Origin of the sequence: Streptomyces sp. NPDC050121 (genome assembly GCF_044460385.1) — a bacterium.
GTDB lineage: Bacteria > Actinomycetota > Actinomycetes > Streptomycetales > Streptomycetaceae > Streptomyces > Streptomyces soliscabiei.
The window spans coordinates 288,039-306,738 of the sequence record NZ_JBITJV010000002.1 but is presented as its reverse complement, the minus strand read 5'-3'; the positions used below and the strand labels follow the sequence as shown (position 1 = coordinate 306,738).

Below are 18,700 nucleotides of genomic sequence, written 5' to 3'. Positions count from 1 at the left end.
ACATGGACGCCCAACCCACCGCCCCCGTGCCCCCTCCGGGTTGCCCGGCGCACCAGCCCGGCGGCCGAGTGCCGCTCTACGGACCGGAGTACGCGGCCGACCCGGAGCCCTACTACACCTACCTGCGGCACTACGGGCCGACCGCGCCCGTGGAGATCGCCCCGGGAGTAGAGGCCACCCTCGTCACCGACTACGCCACCGCCCTGCAGCTCCTGCAGGACTCCGGCTCGTTCCGCAAGGACGCACGCCGCTGGCGGGACCTCAACGAGGGCCGGATCGCCCCCGACAGCCCCGTTCTTCCCGTGCTCGCCTACCGGCCCAACTGCATGTCCTCCGATGGCGCCGAACACCTGAGGCTGCGTCAGTCCATCTCGGACTGCATGGCGCGCATCGATCCGATGAGGCTCAGCCAGAGCGTCGAGCGGATCTCCGACTTCCTCATCTCCCAGTTCAGCGAACGCGGTTCGGCCGACCTGATCGGCTCCTACGCCAAGCAGCTCCCGTTGTTCGTGTTCAACGAGCTCTTCGGCTGCACCGCCGACATCGGCGACCGCGTCTTCTTCGGCATCTCCGGCATGTTCGACGGCGTCAACGCCGAGAAGGCCAGCGAGGTCCTGTACGAGGCCGTGCGCGAGCTCGTCGCCCTCAAGCGGCGCAAGCCCGGCGATGACGTCACCTCCTGGCTGCTGAAGCATCAGACCGGCCTGTCCGACGAGGAGATGCTGCACCAGGTCTCCCTGCTGCTGGGCGCGGGCGCCGAGCCCCTGGTCAACCTCATCGGCAACACCCTGCACCGAATCCTCACCGACGACCGGTACGCCCACGAGGGCGGGCTGATCGAGGAGGCGATGGAAGACACGTTGTGGGAGAACCCGCCCATGACGAACTTCGCCGCCCACTACCCGGTGTCCGACATGGAGTTCGCCGGTCAGAAGCTCATCGCCGGTGACCTGATGCTGGTCGGCATCGCCGCGGCCAACACCGGTCCCACACTGTCGGCGGCCCGCAAGGCCGGCAGCAACCGCGCACACCTCGCCTGGAGCGCAGGCCCGCACGCCTGCCCCTCGAAGGAACCCGCCCGGCAGATCGTCGTGTCGGCCGTCGAGAACCTTCTCAACCGCCTCCCCGACGTCGAACTCAGTATCCCTGAAAACAGTTTGACGTGGCGTCAGGGAGCCTTCAGTCGTGGCCTTGTCACGCTCCCCGCGCGATACACCCCCGTCAAGCCGGTGATCCGTACGAGTCGGCAGGCCACCACTCAGGCGTCGGCGCGCGAGACCCCCGGAGCAGTCCGCCACGAACAGGCCGGAGTGTGGAGCAAGTTCCTCAACTGGCTGACCAAGTGATGCGCCTTACGCACAGCCATCCGGCCAACTAGATACCCGCCCTTCGGGGCGGGTATCTGCTTGTCGGCGTCCCGGCGTCCCGGCGTCCGGCCGACCTCACTCCTCGCGCAGCTCCTGCAGATACGGCGCCACGTTGACCTGGATCGACGCGCTGTCCCGCTGTCCGTACTGACCCGCGACACCGCTCAGGTACGCGGCGATCTCCTTGCGCATGACCTCCGCCTCCGGCAGCACCGCATCGCCGTTGACGAGCCGCGCGATCCACCGTGCCTGCGCCTCCACCATCCTCGTGATCGAACCGACCGGGCGCACCAGACCGACGAAGAACAGGCCGGGACGGTCCGGGGCGACGACCCGCTTGTACAGCTCGACCGAGCCCTGCGCGCCGACCGGGCAGCCGGGCTCCAGGAACGGGAAGGCCATCTGGTAGCCGGTGCAGTACACGATCGCGTCGGCCCTGACCGATGTGCCGTCGACGAAGGAGACCCGGCCGCCGTCGACGGCGTCGATCGACGGTTTCGGGGTGACCGCGCCATGGCGGATACGGCTGAGGATCTCGTCGGAGATGGTGATGGATGACGCGAAGAGCGGGTGGTCCGGCTCGGGCAGCCCGTGGTCGCGGAGTCTGCCGCGGGCGATCAACAGGGCCTGTTCGATGAAACGGCGCTGCTCCGCCAGGGACATGCTGATCCACCACGGCGCTTCGGCGATCTCGTCGAGCGCCATGCCGAACAACTGCTTGGGCACGATGTGCAGGCCTCGGCGCGCCGACAGGACGGTCAGCTCGGCGTGCCGGGAGAGGTCCGCGGCGATGTCCACCGCCGAGCTGCCGAGCCCCACGACGATGACGCGCTGTCCGGCGAATGCGCTGCCGTCGAGGTAGTCGAGAGAGTGGCGAATCGTTCCCGTGAACGTCTCGGCACCCTTCGGCAATGCGGGCATCGACGGTTCCGAGTTGTGCCCGGAGGCGACGATCACATGGGTGAAGCTGCGGGACGAGGTCGTGCCGTCGGCATCCCGGCTGACGACCGTCCACCCACCGTCGGCCTTCTGCCGTACGGACTCCACGGTCGTCCCCAGCTCGATGCGGTCCCGTATGCCGGCCCACTCGGCGAACGAGCGCAGATAGGCGGCGATTTGACTGTGCCGGGGGTAGAGCGGGTAGGAGGCGGGCATCGGGAAGTCCGCGTACCCTGTGAGGTGCTTGGCGGTGTTGAGGTGCAGCGACAGATAGCCGGGACCGCGCTCGCCCGCCTGCGGCCGACGCCACAGCCCGCCGACGTCACTCGACTGCTCCAGGCAGACGAAGTCGACCCCGGCGCTCTTCAGGGCGTGTGCCGTCGCCAGCCCCGACAGTCCCGCACCGATCAGACACAGACGCACGGATTCCCCCACGGGATAGACACCGTCCTTTCGCGCACGGGCAATTGACTGCCCAACCGGCGCCGCGCCCACTCTTCTCCCGTCCGCGACAAGGATCACAGGACGTTTCGGGAACGCCTGGGGTATCCGAGCGGAGGGCGGCCTACTCCCGGGCTGACGCCCACAACCCCCGGACATGCCCCAGGTGCCGTGTCATGACCTCGCGAACAGCCCGTTCGTCGCGCGCCAGCAGGGCGTCCAGAAGCTCCAGGTGTTCTTCGGCGGAGGCCAGCAGACGGCCCGAGGCGGAAAGCGCGGTCAGGCCGTACAGGCGGGCGCGGCCGCGCAGTTCCCGGACGACCTCGACGAGATGGGCGTTACCGGCCAGGGCGAGCAGGCCCAGGTGGAAACGGGTGTCGGCCTCGACGTAGGCGATGAGGTCGCCCGCGACCGCGGCGGCGACGATCTCCCGGGCGGCGGGGCGGAGCGCCTCCAGCGACACGGGGTCGGCGCTCGTCGCCAGCGCCGCCACCGTGGGGATCTCGATCAGAGCGCGCACGTGCGTGTACTCGTCGAGCTGCCGGTCGGAGACGTCCGTGACCCGGAACCCCTTGTTGGGGACCGCGTCCACCAGGCCCTCCTTGGCGAGATCCAGCATCGCCTCGCGGACCGGCGTCGCCGAGATGCCGAAGCGGGTGGCGAGTGTCGGCGCCGAGTACACCTCGCCGGGCCGCAGTTCGCCCGCGATCAGCGCGGCCCGCAGGGCGTCCGCGACCCGCTCGCGGTAGCTGCTGCGGCGCCCGCCGAGCACGGGGAGCGACGGCTCGGCGGGTGGCTGGCTGCTGCTCATGGGCGGCGGGGCCATGGTGGGTCTCCTCGGAAACGGGCTGTGCCATCGCGCTGTGCCATGTCACGTGCTACGTCAGGTACTTCGCTCATCAGTATCTACGGTGGGGTAGGCCCCGGTGTCACAGGACGAATCCCGCCGGGAACGGGTCCGTCGGGTCCAGCAGGTACTGGGCCGTTCCCGTGATCCAGGCGCGGCCGGTGAAGCTGGGCAGTACCGCCGGGCGGCCGGCGACCTCCGTCGTGCCGAGCAGCCGCCCCGTGAAGCGGGTGCCGATGAAGGACTCGTTCACGAACTCGGTGTGCAACGGCAGCTCGCCCCGGGCGTGCAGTTGTGCCATGCGCGCGCTCGTCCCCGTACCGCAGGGCGAGCGGTCGAACCAGCCGGGGTGGATGGCCATCGCATGCCGCGAGTGCCGGGCGGTGGCGCCGGGCGCGTACAGGTGGACGTGGTGGCAGCCGCGGATGGACGGGTCCTCGGGGTGGACCGGCTCCTCCTCGGAGTTGATCACATCCATCAAGGACAGGCCGGCCCGCAGGATGTCGTCCTTTCGAGCGCGGTCGAAGGGCAGCCCGAACTCCTCCAGCGGCAGGATCGCGTAGAAGTTGCCGCCGTACGCCAGGTCGTATGTCACGCTGCGCCCGTCGGGCAGGGTCGCCTTGCGGTCCAGTGCGACCGCGAAGGAGGGGACGTTCTGCAAGGTCACGGACGTGGCCGCGCCGTCCTCGACCGTCACCTCGGCGACGACGAGTCCGGCCGGGGTGTCCAGGCGGATGGTGGTGACCGGTTCGACGACCTCCACCATGCCCGTCTCGACGAGTACCGTCGCCACCCCGATCGTGCCGTGTCCGCACATCGGCAGATAGCCGGAGACCTCGATGTAGACGACGCCCCAGTCGCAGTCCGGCCGGGTGGGCGGCTGCAGGATCGCGCCGCTCATCGCGGAGTGCCCGCGCGGCTCGTTCATCAGCAACTGCTTCACGTCGTCGCGGTGTTCACGGAAGTACAGCCGCCGCTCGTTCATCGTCGCGCCGGGGATGGTGCCGATCCCGCCGGTGATCACTCGGGTGGGCATGCCCTCGGTGTGCGAGTCGACGGCGTGCAGGACGAGCTTGCTGCGCATGATGAAGTCCCCTTGTCCGGTGCGGAGTTACGCGAGTCCCGCGGCGACGGCCTTCTCGGTGGCCGCGCGGACCGTCGCCTCCTGGTCCGACAGCAGCGGGACCCTTGGCGGACGGCAGCCGCCGCCGTGGCGGCCCACGACGTCCATCGAGAGTTTGATCGCCTGGACGAACTCGACGCGGGAGTCCCAGCGCAACAGCGGGTGGAGCTGACGGTACAGGGGGAGCGCCGTGGTGAGATCACCGGCGACGGCCGCCCGGTACAGCTGCACCGAGGCCTTCGGCAGCGCGTTGGGGTAGCCCGCCACCCAGCCCTTGGCCCCTGCCACGGCCAACTCCAGCAGTACGTCGTCGGCGCCGATCAACAGGTCGAGTTCGGGGGCGAGTTCGGCGATCCGATAGGCGCGTCGGACATCGCCGGAGAACTCCTTGACGCCGTGGATGAGACCCTCGCCGTGCAGCCGCGCCAGCAGTTCGGGCACGAGGTCGACCTTGGTGTCGATCGGGTTGTTGTACGCCACGACCGGCAGGCCCGCCCGGGCGACCTCCGCGTAGTGGGCCACGACGGCACGCTCGTCCGCGCGGTAGGCGTTGGGCGGCAGCAGCATCACCGCTTCGCAACCCGCCTCGGCGGCCTGCTCGGCCCAACGGCGGGCCTCCGCGGAGCCGTACGCGGCGACCCCGGGCATCACCCGCGCCCCGCCGATCGCGGTCACAGCCGTCTCCACCACCCTGGTGCGTTCCTCGGGCGTGAGCACCTGGTACTCGCCCAGCGAGCCATTGGGTACGACGCCGTCGCAGCCGTTCGCCACCAGCCAGGCGCAGTGCTCGGCGTACCGGTCGTAGTCGACGGAGAGGTCGCGCTTGAGCGGGAGCGCGGTGGCGACGAGGACACCACGCCAGGGGCGGTGCCGGGGATCGGCGGGGCCGGGGGGAGGGGTGGGGGCGGTCATCCGAGGTCCCTTTCATGCGGCGTTCGCTGAACGTTCGGTGAGTGGTGGGGGTGTAGCGCCGGGCAGGACAATGGGATGTGACATATCACTTGGTCGGGATCGGCCGGCGCGGCGGCCAGTACCCCCAGGGGCACGGGGCGGGCCAGCAGCCGGCGGGCCGGGGTGAGCTCACAGCCCGTGACACCGGCCACGCCGGGCTCGCACATCCGGCCCTGGCACCAGCCCATACCGGCCCGGGTCAGCAGTTTCACGGTGCGCAGGTCACCCGCGCCGAGTGTGCCGACGGCCTCGCGGACGGCGCCCGCGGTGACCTCCTCGCAACGACACACGACCGTCTCGTCGCTCACCTGGTCCGTCCACCGGACGGGCCGTGCGGCATACGCGCCGTCCAGTGCCGCGAAGAACGCCCGCAGCCGGGTCCGGGCCCGGGCGGCCGGCGCCCACGCCCGCGGTTCGGGAACCCTGCCGGTCAGCCTGGCCGCCGCCGACCGTCCGGCGATATGCCCCTCGGCGAGCGACAGTTCCGCGCCGCCGATGCCCGTGGTCTCCCCGGCGGCCCAGACGCCGGGGACGTCGGTGCGCTGCTCGTCGTCGACGCGCACGCCCGGCCCGTCGAGGCGACAACCGAGCCCTTCGGCGAGATCGGTGTGCGGCAGCAGACCATGCCCGACGGCGAGGGTGTCGCAGGGGACACGTCGCTCGGAACCGGGCACCGGCCGGCCCTCGGCGTCCAGCGCGGCGACGACGACGTACTCCAGCCGCTCGGCGCCGTGCGCTTCCAGTACCAGGTGACGGGCCTTCACCGGGATGCGGTGGCGCAGGAGTCGGGCCGCGTACCCGGCCCCTTCGGCCAGCTTCCGAGGGGCTGTGGCCCAGGCCGGGGCGCGACGCACGAAGTTCCCCGGCCCGGCCGACTCGACCAGGGCGACGACCCGCGCTCCCGCAGCGGCGAGGCCGGCCGCGACGGGCAGCAGCAAGGGGCCCGTGCCGGCCACGACCGCCGTACGGCCGGGCAGCACGAGTCCGCCCTTCAACAGGGCCTGGGCACCGCCGGCGGTGATCACACCGGGCAGGGTCCAGCCGGGGAACGGCAGGACCTTCTCGTAGCCGCCGGTCGCCAGCAGCACCCCGTCGGCGCGGACCGCGACGGACTCCTCCTGCTCAGGACCCGTCAGCGCATGCACGGTGAAGTCGGCTGATCTGCCCGAGTCGTTCGACTCCCGTTCCACACACCACACATGACGATCACTCAGATGCGTGACGCGTCCGGTGGCGAGGTGGGCGTCGAGTCCGGCGCGCAGTAGCTCCCAGGTGCGCCACTGGTGGTGGAGTGCCTGAGGGCGACGGGCGCGGAGTGCGGGTGCGGGCTGCCGGTAGAACTGTCCGCCCGCCTCGGCGGCGGAGTCGATCAGCACCACCCGCACGCCGTGCGCCGCGGCTGCCGACGCGGCGGCGAGCCCGGCCGGGCCCGCACCGATCACCGCGAGCACCGGGTGCCGCTCAGTCATCGTGGCCCGTCCCTTGCTGCGTGCGGATGTCCGCGCCCGGGGCGGTCGGCACCAGGCAGGCGCGTTGGTTGGGGCGGCCGTCGACGGTCACCAGGCAGTCGAAGCACACGCCGATCCCGCAGAAGACCCCGCGCGCACGCCCCCCGCCCCGCGTGGTGCGCCAGGCCGTGACACCGGACGACCACAGCGCGGCGGCGATCGTCTGCCCGGGCAGTGCCTCGATCTCCCGGCCGTCGAAGGTGAGGGTGAACGGGGTGCCGGGGCGAGCCCGGACCAGCCTCAGGGGGTTCACGGCGCGGTCTCCTCGGCGGAGTGGTCGGGGTGGTCGAAGCGGTCGGGGCGGAACGGTGTCAGGTTCAGTTCCGGGCCCTGACCGGCGAGGGTCTGCGCGATCAGGTGGCCGGTGCCGGTGGCGAGCCCGATGCCCGCGCCCTCGTGGCCACAGGCGTGGAACAGCCCGGGCACGCGGGGGTCGGGTCCGATGGCGGGGAGGTGGTCGGGCATGTACGGGCGGAAGCCGAGGTACGTGCGCATCGCCCGTACCTGCTCCAGGAACGGGAACAGGCGGGTCGCCCCCGCCGCCAGGGCGCGGACGACCGGCAGCGAGAAGGACCGGTCGAAGCCGACCCGTTCCCGGCTCGCGCCGATCAGCACCGGCCCGGCGGCGGTCCCCTCGACGACCGGTGAGGTCTGCAGGGCGGCCGAGTCGCTCGCCACGTCGGCCACGTAGTCGGCGGCGTACACCTTGTGCCGCACCCGGCGCGGCAGCGGCTCGGTGACCAGGACGAAGCCTCGGCGCGGGAGTACCGGCAGCCGCACCCCCGCCAGTTCGGCGACCTGCGCACCCCAGGTCCCGGCCGCGTTCACCACGACTGGCGCGAGGATGTCGCCCCGGTCGGTCCGCACGCCCCGGACGGCACCGTCGGCGCCGCGCAGGATCCGTGTCACGGTGCGACCGGTCTCCAGCCGCGCGCCCGAGGCCCGTACGAGGTGCGCGGCGGCAAGGGTGGGCATGACCTGGGCGTCCTGCGGATACAGCACACCGCCCGTGAGGCCGGGTGCCAAGTACGGTTCCAGGTCGTGGAGTTGGTCCGCTCCAACGTGGACCGTCTCCACCCCGGCCGCCCGTTGTCCGGTTGCCAGGTCCGTCAGGGCGGTGAGGGCCTCGGGGGCGGACGCGACGACGAGGCCGCCCTTGGGCTCGTACTCGACGGCCGTGCTCAGCTCCTGGGCCAGCTCGGCCCACAATCGAGCGGACAGCATGGCCAGTTGGAGCTCGGGTCCTGGCTCCTTGTCGGAGACGAGGAGATTGCCCTCGCCCGCGCCGGTGGTGCCGCCGGCCACGGGACCGCGGTCGACCAGCACCACCTCCAGCCCGGCACGGGCCGCGTACAGCGCGCAGGCGGCGCCCACCATGCCGGCGCCGACGACCACGACGTCACCGATCGGTCGCTTGGTCACGACAGTAATATGTCACATGGTTCTGCTCGGAGGAAGAAGGCCGGATGAGGCCGGGCGCGGAGCCTCGGTCAGTCGAACTGGCTGGGCTCCGGGGCCGGTGTACGGCCCTCCCGGACGTCCTTCAGCCGCGTCGTGCCATGGCTCACCGCGTCCTTGGTGCTGTCGTGGTCCACGCCGTCGGTGCCGCCGTTCGTGACCGTGATCGCGTCGTCGCCGACCCGTACGACGGCGACGTCGAGGGTGAGCGTGACCGGGGAGCCCCCGGAGACGCCCTGCACCGTAACGGTCACGCCCTGCCGGGCGTCGCCGGCTTTGGGCAGGGAGGCCTCGACGACCTGCACGGTTCGGGTGGAGTTGCCTGAGCCGACCGCGTTGAACTGGTCGCAGTCGGTCGGGAGCGACGCCAGCCACTTCAGTGACTGGTCGAGGTCGGCCTTGTCGTATGCGGCGACCTGGTAGAGCAACCGGGAGTCGCCCTGCTGGAAGCCGGTGAGCGCCGACCCGCCCGAAGGCTTGCCCAGCAGGTCGTTCTCGTAGAGCCCGTCGAGCAGTCGCTGACAGTTGGCGGCCTGCGTCTTGGCGGTGAGGAACTGGGCGACGTCGACCTTGTCGATCAGCAGGGTGTCGTGCCAGTTCCCTGCGGTCTTGACCTGATTCCAGGCGTCCTCCAGATCTCCCTCCGTGATCAGTGCGATCTGTGCGCGGGCGTTCGTGAGCGGCTTGTCCGGGGACTTGGTGGCGGTCCGCTCGGCGACGGGTCTGGCCGCGACACCCGAGCCGGTCGACGCGCTGTCGTCCCCGTCGGAACAGGCCGCGGTGGCCAGCAGCGTTCCGCAGGCCAGGATGGCGGCCAGCATGCGCGCCGGACGAGCTGGACGAGCCGGACGCGCCGGACGAGCCGGACGGGTCGGACCGGCCGGGCCCGACGGGCGGGGCGGGCAGGGCGGGCGGGACGACGGGCGAGGGGTGGTCACGGGTGCCTCCTGAGGGCGGGGCCGGCTGCCCCTGCTCCTCCACGGCACCACCGGCCACGCCGCGCGACCAGCGCAATGAGCCGTACGGGTGAGGCGGCGGGCGTGGGGACGGTCGCGGCGAGGGCGGGGTGAGGGCGGGGCGACCGGGCCGGCGCCGACTGGGCGGGCGCCGCCGAAAAATGCGAGGTGCTCCGGGCCGGCGCCGGGGCATCATGGCGGTCCTGTCGCCCGACCCGGCGGCGCTGATCAGTATCGGGGAACGACCGGGGGCACCAGTGACCGTCACCAACATCCTGCTGTCCGGCATCGTCGGCTCGACCGCCTACGGGCTCGCCCACGAAGGCTCCGACGTGGACCGCCTCGGCATGTTCGCCGCCCCCACCGAGGAACTGCACGGCCTGCACCGGCCGCAGGAGTCGCACGTCAGCACGTCACCGGACCGCACCCTGCACGAGGCCGCGAAGTGGTGCCGGCTCGCCCTGGGCGGCAACCCGACGGTGATGGAACTCGTCTGGCTGCCGGACGAGTTGTACGAGGTGCGCACCCCCCTTGGCGACGAACTCATCGCCCTGCGCGAGACGTTGCTCAGCGCTCGACGAGTCCGCGACGCCTATCTCGGTTACGCCACCCAGCAGTTCCGCAAACTCCGGAACCGCAGCGAAGGGACCCTTACCGCAAGCCCCCGCAGCCGGACCGCCAAGCACGCCCGTCACCTCAAGCGGCTGTGCACCCAGGGCTACGAGCTCTACGCCACAGGGAAGTTGACGATTCGCGTCGAGGATCCCGAGAGCTATCACCGGTTCGGCGAACAGGTCGCCGCCGACCCCGAAGCGGCGCTGCCGCTACTGCGTGGCTTCGAGGACGCCTTCGCCGAGACACGCAGCGTTCTGCCCGAACACCCCGACGACACAGCTGCCGACGCATGGCTGCGTCAGGTGCGGAGGCAGTTCTACCCGGTGACGCCGGGCCCGGTGCGATAAATCGCGTGCCGGGCACGCCGTCCGCCCCTACACTCACCGAAGACCAAGCGTGGCCCACGATCAGGGCGCGCCGCACCGATGCGAACGAGGGGAGCCCGCCATGCGTGACCGTACCGCTGTCGTCGCTCCCCGCTCCCGCTACGAGGTGATCCTCGTGTCTTCGTCCGTCCGGTGCTCGCTGCGCGGCCGGCACCGGATGTCCTGACGAACTGCCTGAGTAGTCCAACGCGCCGTCGATGAGTCATATGTGACGGTGTGTCAGCCACGTGCGGTCATGCATGTGTCTCTCCTTGCCTTCGTCCGGAAATCGCGCTGCCCGTTCTCGGAAACACCCCGAAAGGCCAAGGGCCGTGCGCAACAACCTCGACCGTCACCTCTCCGCCGTACGCAACCTGGGCATCCTCGCCCATGTTGACGCGGGCAAGACCACCGTCACCGAGCGGATCCTGTACGCCACCGGGACCACGCACAAGCGCGGCGAGGTCCACGACGGCACCACCATCACCGACTTCGACCCCCAGGAGCGCGACCGTGGGATCACCATTTTCGCCGCGGCCGTCAGCTGCGAGTGGGACGGTCACCGCATCAACCTGATCGACACCCCCGGGCACGTAGACTTCGCCGACGAGGTGGAGCGATCCCTGCGGGTGCTCGACGGGGCGGTGGCGGTGTTCGATGCCGTCGCCGGCGTGGAGCCGCAGAGCGAATCGGTGTGGCGGCAGGCCGACCGGCACTGTGTTCCCCGGATCGCGTTCGTCAACAAGCTCGACCGGGTCGGTGCCGACCTCGACGCCGCGGTGGCGTCGATCCGTGCGCGCCTCCACCCGGTCCCGCTGGTCGTACACCTGCCCATCGGCAGGGAGAACGGCTTCACCGGTGTCGTCGACCTGCTCCGTATGCGGGCGCTGACCTGGAGCGACGACGGCGACACGGCCGGCGGGACGGCCGTCGAGGCGGCTGTGCCGCAGGAGCTTCGGGAGGAGGCGCTGCGTCGGCGCAGGCTGCTGGAAGAGGCTGTGGCGGAGCGGCATCCGGCCGCGCTGGAGGAGTTCTGCGACCGGGAGACGCTGTCTGCCGAGACCCTCTCCGGAGCGCTGCGCGACCTGACCCGTACGGGCGACGGGGTGGTCGTGCTGTGCGGCTCGGCCTACCGCAACCGCGGCATCGAGCCGCTGCTGGACGCCGTCGTCGCCTACCTGCCGTCGCCGCTGGACGTGCCGCCGGTACGCGGTGTGCAGACCACTGGCCGCGGCATGCAGAGGGGTGCCGACAGTGTGCAGCGAGATGTCGATCGTGTGCAGGAGGTCGTCGGTGAGCAACGACCCGCCGACCCCTCCGCGCCGTTCGCCGCTCTCGCGTTCAAGGTCAGCGCCACGCCCACCGGTCGGCTCACCTACCTGCGGGTGTACTCGGGCACGATCGAGAAGGGGGACGCGGTGTGGGAGTCGGGCACGCGACGCACCGAGCGGATCGGTCGGATCCTGCGTGTGCAGGCCGACCGGCACGCCCAGGTGGAGCGCGCGGTCGCCGGGGACATCGTGGCCGTGATCGGGCTGAAGTCGGCGCGTGCGGGCTCGACCCTGTGCGCGCCGGAGGCGCCGATCGTCCTCGAACCGCCCGGGGTCGCCGAACCGGTCGTCTCCGTGGCGGTCGAGGCGCGGTCGAGCACCGACGCCGACCGGCTGGCCTCGGCACTGGCGCGGCTGGCGGAGGAGGATCCGTCGCTGGTCGTCAGGACCGATCCCGAGACCGGTCAGACGGTGCTGTCGGGAATGGGTGAACTGCATCTGGAGGTCGCGGTGGAGAAGGTGCGCCGTGGCCTCGGCGTGGAGGTCAATGTGGGGCGTCCGAGGGTGACGTATCGCGAGACGGTCGTCCGTGGGGTGTCCGGCCTGCTCTTCCGGCACGTCAAACAGGACGGTGGCGCAGGCCAGTTCGCGCACGTCGTGCTCGACGTCGAACCGCTCGACGCGGTCGGCGGCGAGGGCCCGGACGGCGATGTCGAAACCGGTTTCGCGTTCCGCTCGGCCGTCGTGGGCGGTCGGGTGCCACAGGAGTACGTCCGTGCCGTCGAGGCCGGCTGCCGGGACGCCCTCGCCGAGGGTCCCCTGAGCGGGCACCCGGTCATCGGGCTGCGGGTCACCCTCACCGATGGGGCGACCCACGTGAAGGACTCCTCGGAGACCGCCTTCCGTACGGCGGGCCGGCTCGCGCTGCGGGAGGCCCTGCGCCGCTGCACGACGGTCCTGCTGGAACCGGTTGTCGAGGTTTGCGTCACCGTTCCCGAGGACGCCGTCGGCGGCGTGCTCGGGGACCTGGCCGCTCGGCGGGGGAGGGTCACCGACTCGACGGTGCGCGATGCTTCGACGGTGATCACCGCCACCGTGCCGCTGGCCGAGCTGTTCGGCTACGCGACCCGGCTGCGCAGCCGCACCCAGGGCCGAGGCACGTTCTCGGCCCGACCGACGGGATACGCCCCGGCCCCGGCGTCGGTGTCGGCGTCGGCGGTGGCGGTCACCAAGTAGGTCCCGAATTCGGGAGGCGTAGGTCCGCGGACCCTGGACCGTGGGCCTACGCCCCCTACGGCGTCGTATGTCACAAGTCCCGTTGTCGGTTCGCGCCACGCACACATACCGTTCGTGGCACGAACTGAACGGGGTGTCCCGCGGACGCTCCACCGACGGGGGAAGGGCTGTCTTCGCCATGCCACTGCACAGCAAACCGTTGTTCGGGACCGGGATCAGCACAGCCGTCGACGAGGTCGGGGAAACCCTCCGCCTGGCCGTACAGGCCGACCGGCAGGGCTTGGACCTGGTAACCGTTTCCGACCACCCTTACTTCGGCGGTCGGCTCGACGCGTACGCCATCCTCGGTGTCGTCCTCGGCCGTACCGAGCGGGTCTCCGGGCTGGTGTGCGTCACCAACCTGCCCAGCCGCCCGGCGCCGATGCCGGCCCGCACCGTCACCTCGTTGTCCGCCCTCACCGGTGGACGGCTGGTGCTGGGCATGGGGGCGGGCGGGCTGTGGGACGACATCGCCCGGCTCGGGCTGCCCAAGCTCGGGCCGGGCGCCGCGGTGCGCGCGCTCGAAGAGGCGATCACCCTGGTCCGGCTGCTCTGCGGGGGAGGCGAACCGGTCACGTTCGAGGGAGAGTTCTACCCGGTGCGGGATCTGGAACCCGCCAACGTCGAGGTGCCGCCGGTGTGGACGGGTGCCGTCGGCCCGAAGTCCCTTGCCGTCACGGGGCGGGTGGCCGACGGTTGGATACCCGGGCATGCCGCGGACTGGCTCAGCGCGCGCTACCGGGAGTCGCGGCCCGTCATCGACGAAGCGGCGCTGACGGCGGGCCGCCAACCCGGGGACGTCGCCACCGTCTACAACCTGCCCGGCGTCATCACAGCCACCGCGTCGGCCGCCCCGCGCGATCACGAAGGGCGTTGGCGGGGTGGCTCGGTCGGCCAGTGGATCGAGGAACTCACGGGCGCGGTCCTGGAGTTCGGGGCCTCCGGGTTCGTGCACTTCCGGGTCGAGGACGGTACCCCCGCCGACGTCACACTCGGCCGCTGGGCCGAGGAGATCGCACCGGCGGTACGCGAGGCGGTTTTCGCCGCCCGCATCTGATCCGACCTCAGAATCCTTTGCTCAAAAGCGGGTTCAGGGGTACGCGCGCAAAGTCGACGGTATCGCCGAAGTTCCGGACCGTGTGGGAGGCCCGCGTCGACGGTGGGGCGTCGGGCGGAGCGGTCGGTTGAGTCGGCGCGGGGCGTTCCTGATGGGGAATCCCGTTGCCCGCCGAGCCCGCCGCTGTAAGGCTCTGTCCCATGTCGATCTTCACCGCCCCCGACGGAACCCGCCTCGCCTGCCACGAGTCGGGGGACGGTCCGCCGCTGGTCTGTCTGCCCGGTGGCCCCATGCAGTCCGCGGCGTACCTGGGCGACCTCGGTGGCCTCACCGCCCACCGTCGTCTGATCGGCCTGGACCTCAGGGGTACCGGCGAGTCGGCCGCCCCCGCGGACACCGTGTCGTACCGCTGCGACCGCCAGGTCGACGACGTCGACGCCCTGCGCGAGCACCTCGGGCTCGACCGCATCGACCTGCTCGCGCACTCCGGAGGGGCCAACCTGGCGATCCTGTACGCGACCCGTCACCCGGACCGTGTCAACCGCCTGCTGCTGATCACGCCGAGCGTGTACGCGGTCGGTCTTGGGATCACCGCCGAGGACCGTCTGACGACTGCCCGGCTGCGCGGGAGCGAGCCGTGGTTCGCCGCCGCCTACGCGGCGCTGGAGGATGTCACCGCCGACCGGGGCACCGCCGGCTCCTGGCAGGCCATCGCCCCCTTCTTCCACGCCCGTTGGGACGAGGAGGCCCGGGCCTTCGATCAGGCGGGCGAGCGGCAGCGGAACGGCGAGGCGGCAGCCGTGTACACCGCCGAGGGCGCCTTCGCCCCCACCGCGACCCGCGAAGTCCTCGCCGCTCTCCCGTCCCCGGTGCTGATCCTCGCGGGACAGGTGGATGTGGCGGGACCGCCGCGCGTGATGCGGGAGTTCGCTGAACTGTTTCCCAAGGCCGAGCTCGTCGTGCAGCCGGGGGCGGGGCACTACCCGTGGCGAGACGATCCCGAGCGGTTCGTGACGACGGTGAAGCGTTTCATGGACGTGGGTTGACGGCCTGTGGCGGGGCGGCGTGCGGGTGTGCAGGCGGGTCGTTCACGCGAACGAGTGAACTCATGGCGGACGGGGCACGCGTGAAATCGGCGGGCCGTTGTGCGGGTGTCGGGATCTTCCCGTTTGTGAGGACCACGGGGGTACACATGAGCCTGCATTTCCAGCGCAACGCCGATGGCACGATCACCGGCCGCAACACCGAGACCGGCTACACGGTCACCTTGGCGGACGAGGAGGAGGTGCAGCGGCTGGTCTACGAGGACGCGGGCTGCCAGTACACTCCGCCGCCCGCTCCGCCGCCGCCGGGGTTCCACCGGTTCGCCCTGGTGCATGAGGAGTTCGGCCAAGGGGGCTTCGGGGACGAGCGGTACGAGAGCCTGCGCACACGTCCGCCCACCGGCTGCGAACCCGCCGACTGGGGTTGCTTCGCCCTGGAGTGCGAGCGACCGGGGGCCTCGCTCCTGAGTGCCGTGTCCGACACCGTCGCCGAGATCCGCCGCGAGCACGGGCTGGTGATGAACAGCCTCGGCGTCGAGAAACCCGACGAGTGGTTCGGGGAGGACAGAAACGGCTACGGCGCACAGGTCGTGGCGCATCTGATGCTCGTGTCGGCCCATCGCGCCGCACTCCTCGGATACGGGCGGAAGGACTTGGTGCGGCTGCTCGATGCCACGGGGATCGGTTGGGCGTGAGGACTGGTGGGCGATGAGGGCGGCGAATGGGAGGGGCGACGCGAGTATGGGTGAAGCCCCTGAGAGCAGTTGGCTGTTCATGTTCGGCGAGCGACTCGCGGGTGCTGCGCCGATGGAGCGCCGGACTTCACTCCCGACTACCGTGCCGTGTCCACGACGGCCTGCGGGAAGACCGTGCCCGTCTCGCAGAATCACCTGAGCCTCGGCACGGTCTTCCTCGCGTGGCTGTGAGCCGCGTCAACGACTGCGTGTGTTCGCGTCAGCGTCAGCAGTCCCGCAGTTCCGCCGACTGGTTCAGGACCTGGGCCCGCGTGGACGTGAAGCGTGCGTACGTGTCCCCGTTCCGCGCTCCCGGGCGGAACGCTGCGACGCGGTGGCAGTTCTGGAAGGCCAGGGTGATGTCGAAGTGGCGTTCCAGGCTGGCGCGGATGGCGTCGCTGGCCATGGCGCGCAGAAGCTGGCCGCGCTCCTGCTCGGACGCCGGCGGGGTCTGGTTGTCGGTGAACTCGCCGATTCCGGCGTGCAGTTGGGTGGCAAGGGAGTCGACGAGCTCGTAGGCGTAGGGGAGGGAGGTGCGGACCGTGTCCACGAAGTCCTCCTCGCGGATGGCGCCGGCTTCGGCCTCGGCGAGGAGCTTCGGGGAGACGTCGAGAGACATGGGTATGGGGGTCCTGTTCTTGTGGAGGGGAGAGGGCGGGTGAGGTTGTTCGGGTCCGCTTACGGCAGTGACGCCGGGCCGGGGACGAACTCCGGGTCCACCTGCGCCGCGAGGTCCTGGCCCGTTGCCTTGTTCGCCCAGGACCGGGCGTTGCGCAGATGGAAGTCGACGGCGTGGCGGTGGAGGGTCGGCCAGTCCTTCGCGCGGCCGTCGACCGTCTCGCGCAGGACGTTGAGGGCGTGACGGTTGGTGTCCTCCAACGCGCCCTGAGGGCTGCCTCGTTCGGCCGAGCGGACCCAGGGGGAGAGGACGAGGTGGGTGAGTAGGTCGTCGCCCACTTCCTCCTTGAGGAAGAGTAGATCGTCCTCGCCCGTCACTTTGTTGCCGATCACGGCGAGAGGGATGTCGAACTCTCGGGCGTGGTCGCGGTACTGGCGGTAGACGGAGACGCCCCTGCGGGTCGGTTCGGCCACCAGGAACGTCATGTCGAAGCGGGTGAACAGTCCGGAGGCGAAGGCGTCGGCACCGGCAGTCATGTCCATCACCAGGTACTCGCCGGGACCGTCCACCAAGTGGCTCAGGTAGAGCTCCACCGCGCCCAGCTTGGAGTGGTAGCACGCCACGCCCAGGTCGCTCTCGTCGAACTCGCCCGTCACCATCAGCGGCACACCGCCCACCCGTTGGACGTGACGGGCGTGCAGTGCGTCGTCGCCCAGCAGTCGCAGTAGTCGGGAGCCGCGGCCCGGCGGGGTCGTCTTGACCATGGCCTCACGGGAGGTGATCCGCGGGTTGGTGCCGCGCAGCAGGTCCTTGATCTCAGCCAGGTGCGCGGCCAGGGGCGGGGCGGTGAAGGGTGGCGTTTCGGCCGTGGGGTCCAGGGCCTCGGACAGATGCTGGTTGATGTCGCCGTCCACGGCGAGCACCGGTGCGCCGGACTGCGCCAACTGCCGGGCGAACAGGGCCGACAGCGTCGTCTTGCCGCTGCCGCCCTTCCCCACGAACGCGACGCGCACCTACCGGCCCGCCTTTGTGAAAATGAATGTCATGTGGCTAGATTTAAAGGAGGTCATGATCGCTGTCAAGTCGGAGCGGGGTGGCGGGAGAGCGTGTCGGGAGGTGATCAAGTGCATGAGCTTTAATGCATATGATGTGCAGGTGCGTGATTACTGCATAAGACCCGCGGGGTCAGGCGACCTCGACGGCGCCCGTGCCGTCATGCTCGACACCGTCTACCGCGATTTCGGCACCGGTTATGTGCCGCGCTGGCACAGCGACATCATCGACCCGCTCGCCGCCTACCTCGTTCCGGCCCGCCACACCCTGCTGGTCGCGGTCGAGGGTGCTGAGGGTGAGGGCGGGGGAGGCGAGGTCGTGGCCACGGCCGCCCTGGACTCCCGCGGTCCCGTGCATCCGCCGAACCCCCGTCATGTCGCCGAGCGCTACCCCTGCGGCACGACCGCGCAACTACGTCGCGTCTATGTGCGGCGGGAGCATCGGCGGCGCGGCCTCGCCCGGCGGCTCGTCGCCGAGCTCCTCGCCTTCGCGGCGGAGGACGGCGGCTACCGCTCCGTCTATCTGCACACCGACCCGGCCGTCGAAGGGGCCGAGGGCTTCTGGCGCTCGCTCGGCGAGGTCGTGCACGACGAGCGGGCGGACCCCGGCGGCGGCCAGCGGATCGTCCACTTCGACGTCCCCCTCCACGCTCCCGCCCCGTTCGCCACCCCGTGTTGCGGTAGGAGCGCGCCACCGTCCACCTGACCGCCACCCGGGCCCTCGGCGCCGGCCCCTGGTAGCTGCTGAGGAGCGAACTCCTGCCCGCCGTCCTGCCGCCCGTCGCCCGCCACGCCCTCCTGCGGCTGCCCGGCATCGCCCTCGCCCTGTCGTCCCTCGGCTTCCTCGGCCTCGGCGCCCGGCCGCCGTCCCCCGAGTGGGGCCTGCTCCTCGCCGAGAACCAGCCCTACGCCGAACGCGCCCCCTGGGCCGTGCTCACCCCCGCCACCGTCCTCGCCCTCCTCGGCGCCCTCGCCGTCACCGCCGCCGGAGCACTCCGAGGGCCGCGACGACGTCGTACGGCGGACAACACGGAACCGGCAGAACCGGGGGGCCCGGTACAGCTGCTTACCGGTGAACG

At 71.0% G+C, this 18,700-nt stretch carries 17 protein-coding genes and 1 pseudogene; 8 read left to right on the top strand and 10 right to left on the bottom strand.

What is annotated here, in order from left to right:
• The first annotated feature begins 2 nt into the window (after positions 1 to 2).
• A complete protein-coding gene (locus tag ACIBTS_RS03785) occupies positions 3 to 1,346 on the top strand; it encodes a cytochrome P450 (RefSeq protein ID WP_399316343.1) in 1,344 nt (447 codons plus the stop codon).
• 96 nt (positions 1,347 to 1,442) lie between these two features.
• On the opposite strand, the gene ACIBTS_RS03780 is transcribed toward ACIBTS_RS03785, so the two are convergent.
• From ACIBTS_RS03780 to ACIBTS_RS03745, 8 genes are all read right to left on the bottom strand, one after another.
• Positions 1,443 to 2,729 carry a flavin-containing monooxygenase gene (locus ACIBTS_RS03780; protein WP_399316619.1) on the bottom strand — a complete coding sequence of 429 codons (1,287 nt, stop codon included), beginning with the start codon at positions 2,727 to 2,729 and terminating at the stop codon, positions 1,443 to 1,445.
• A 142-nt stretch (positions 2,730 to 2,871) separates the two neighbouring features.
• Complete coding sequence (locus tag ACIBTS_RS03775; RefSeq protein WP_399316341.1) at positions 2,872 to 3,573, bottom strand: GntR family transcriptional regulator; 702 nt, start codon at positions 3,571 to 3,573, stop codon at positions 2,872 to 2,874.
• A 103-nt stretch (positions 3,574 to 3,676) separates the two neighbouring features.
• Positions 3,677 to 4,678, bottom strand: a complete 1,002-nt coding sequence (locus ACIBTS_RS03770; RefSeq protein WP_319677196.1) for a proline racemase family protein — start codon at positions 4,676 to 4,678, stop codon at positions 3,677 to 3,679.
• A gap of 27 nt (positions 4,679 to 4,705) precedes the next feature.
• The gene (locus tag ACIBTS_RS03765) at positions 4,706 to 5,629 is read right to left on the bottom strand and encodes a dihydrodipicolinate synthase family protein (protein ID WP_399316340.1); all 924 of its coding nucleotides are present in this window, start codon (positions 5,627 to 5,629) and stop codon (positions 4,706 to 4,708) included.
• Entirely contained in the window at positions 5,626 to 7,137 is a 1,512-nt protein-coding gene (locus ACIBTS_RS03760) for an FAD-dependent oxidoreductase (RefSeq protein ID WP_399316338.1), read from the bottom strand. The genes ACIBTS_RS03765 and ACIBTS_RS03760 overlap by 4 nt, the downstream gene beginning before the upstream one ends.
• The gene (locus ACIBTS_RS03755; protein WP_399316337.1) at positions 7,130 to 7,429 is read right to left on the bottom strand and encodes a (2Fe-2S)-binding protein; all 300 of its coding nucleotides are present in this window, start codon (positions 7,427 to 7,429) and stop codon (positions 7,130 to 7,132) included. The genes ACIBTS_RS03760 and ACIBTS_RS03755 overlap by 8 nt, the downstream gene beginning before the upstream one ends.
• On the bottom strand, positions 7,426 to 8,598 hold the full coding sequence (locus ACIBTS_RS03750) for an NAD(P)/FAD-dependent oxidoreductase (RefSeq protein ID WP_399316336.1): 1,173 nt from the start codon (positions 8,596 to 8,598) through the stop codon (positions 7,426 to 7,428). Before ACIBTS_RS03750 ends, ACIBTS_RS03755 begins: the two co-directional genes overlap by 4 nt.
• Positions 8,599 to 8,666: 68 nt before the next feature.
• Positions 8,667 to 9,455, bottom strand: coding sequence for a hypothetical protein (locus ACIBTS_RS03745; protein ID WP_399316335.1), 789 nt, complete (start codon positions 9,453 to 9,455; stop codon positions 8,667 to 8,669).
• A 392-nt stretch (positions 9,456 to 9,847) separates the two neighbouring features.
• Between ACIBTS_RS03745 and ACIBTS_RS03740 the strand changes: the two genes are divergently transcribed.
• From ACIBTS_RS03740 to ACIBTS_RS03720, 5 genes are all read left to right on the top strand, one after another.
• Positions 9,848 to 10,552: a DNA polymerase beta superfamily protein gene (locus ACIBTS_RS03740; protein WP_399316333.1), complete on the top strand. Its 705-nt coding sequence runs from the start codon at positions 9,848 to 9,850 to the stop codon at positions 10,550 to 10,552.
• A 350-nt stretch (positions 10,553 to 10,902) separates the two neighbouring features.
• Complete coding sequence (gene fusA / locus ACIBTS_RS03735) at positions 10,903 to 13,077, top strand: elongation factor G (RefSeq protein WP_399316332.1); 2,175 nt, start codon at positions 10,903 to 10,905, stop codon at positions 13,075 to 13,077.
• 178 nt (positions 13,078 to 13,255) lie between these two features.
• Positions 13,256 to 14,173 (top strand): LLM class flavin-dependent oxidoreductase, encoded by a 918-nt coding sequence (locus ACIBTS_RS03730; protein WP_399316330.1) that lies wholly within the window; start codon positions 13,256 to 13,258, stop codon positions 14,171 to 14,173.
• 200 nt (positions 14,174 to 14,373) lie between these two features.
• A complete protein-coding gene (locus ACIBTS_RS03725; RefSeq protein WP_399316328.1) occupies positions 14,374 to 15,219 on the top strand; it encodes an alpha/beta fold hydrolase in 846 nt (281 codons plus the stop codon).
• A gap of 146 nt (positions 15,220 to 15,365) precedes the next feature.
• Positions 15,366 to 15,911, top strand: a complete 546-nt coding sequence (locus tag ACIBTS_RS03720; RefSeq protein WP_399316326.1) for a hypothetical protein — start codon at positions 15,366 to 15,368, stop codon at positions 15,909 to 15,911.
• Between the two features lie 265 nt (positions 15,912 to 16,176).
• Here ACIBTS_RS03720 and ACIBTS_RS03715 read toward each other — a convergent pair whose 3' ends face one another.
• Both ACIBTS_RS03715 and ACIBTS_RS03710 read right to left on the bottom strand, forming a co-directional pair.
• Entirely contained in the window at positions 16,177 to 16,569 is a 393-nt protein-coding gene (locus ACIBTS_RS03715) for an SCO5389 family protein (RefSeq protein WP_319677109.1), read from the bottom strand.
• Between the two features lie 59 nt (positions 16,570 to 16,628).
• Positions 16,629 to 17,582, bottom strand: a complete 954-nt coding sequence (locus ACIBTS_RS03710; RefSeq protein WP_399316324.1) for an ArsA-related P-loop ATPase — start codon at positions 17,580 to 17,582, stop codon at positions 16,629 to 16,631.
• A gap of 142 nt (positions 17,583 to 17,724) precedes the next feature.
• Here ACIBTS_RS03710 and ACIBTS_RS03705 point away from each other — a divergent pair, with 142 nt between their 5' ends.
• Together ACIBTS_RS03705 and ACIBTS_RS03700 are read left to right on the top strand one after the other, a co-directional pair.
• Positions 17,725 to 18,327 carry a GNAT family N-acetyltransferase gene (locus ACIBTS_RS03705; RefSeq protein ID WP_399316323.1) on the top strand — a complete coding sequence of 201 codons (603 nt, stop codon included), beginning with the start codon at positions 17,725 to 17,727 and terminating at the stop codon, positions 18,325 to 18,327.
• A pseudogene (locus ACIBTS_RS03700) lies at positions 18,306 to 18,638 on the top strand (ABC transporter permease subunit); the annotation flags it as partial. The gene ACIBTS_RS03705 and the pseudogene ACIBTS_RS03700, both read left to right, overlap by 22 nt.
• Positions 18,639 to 18,700 lie beyond the last annotated feature (62 nt).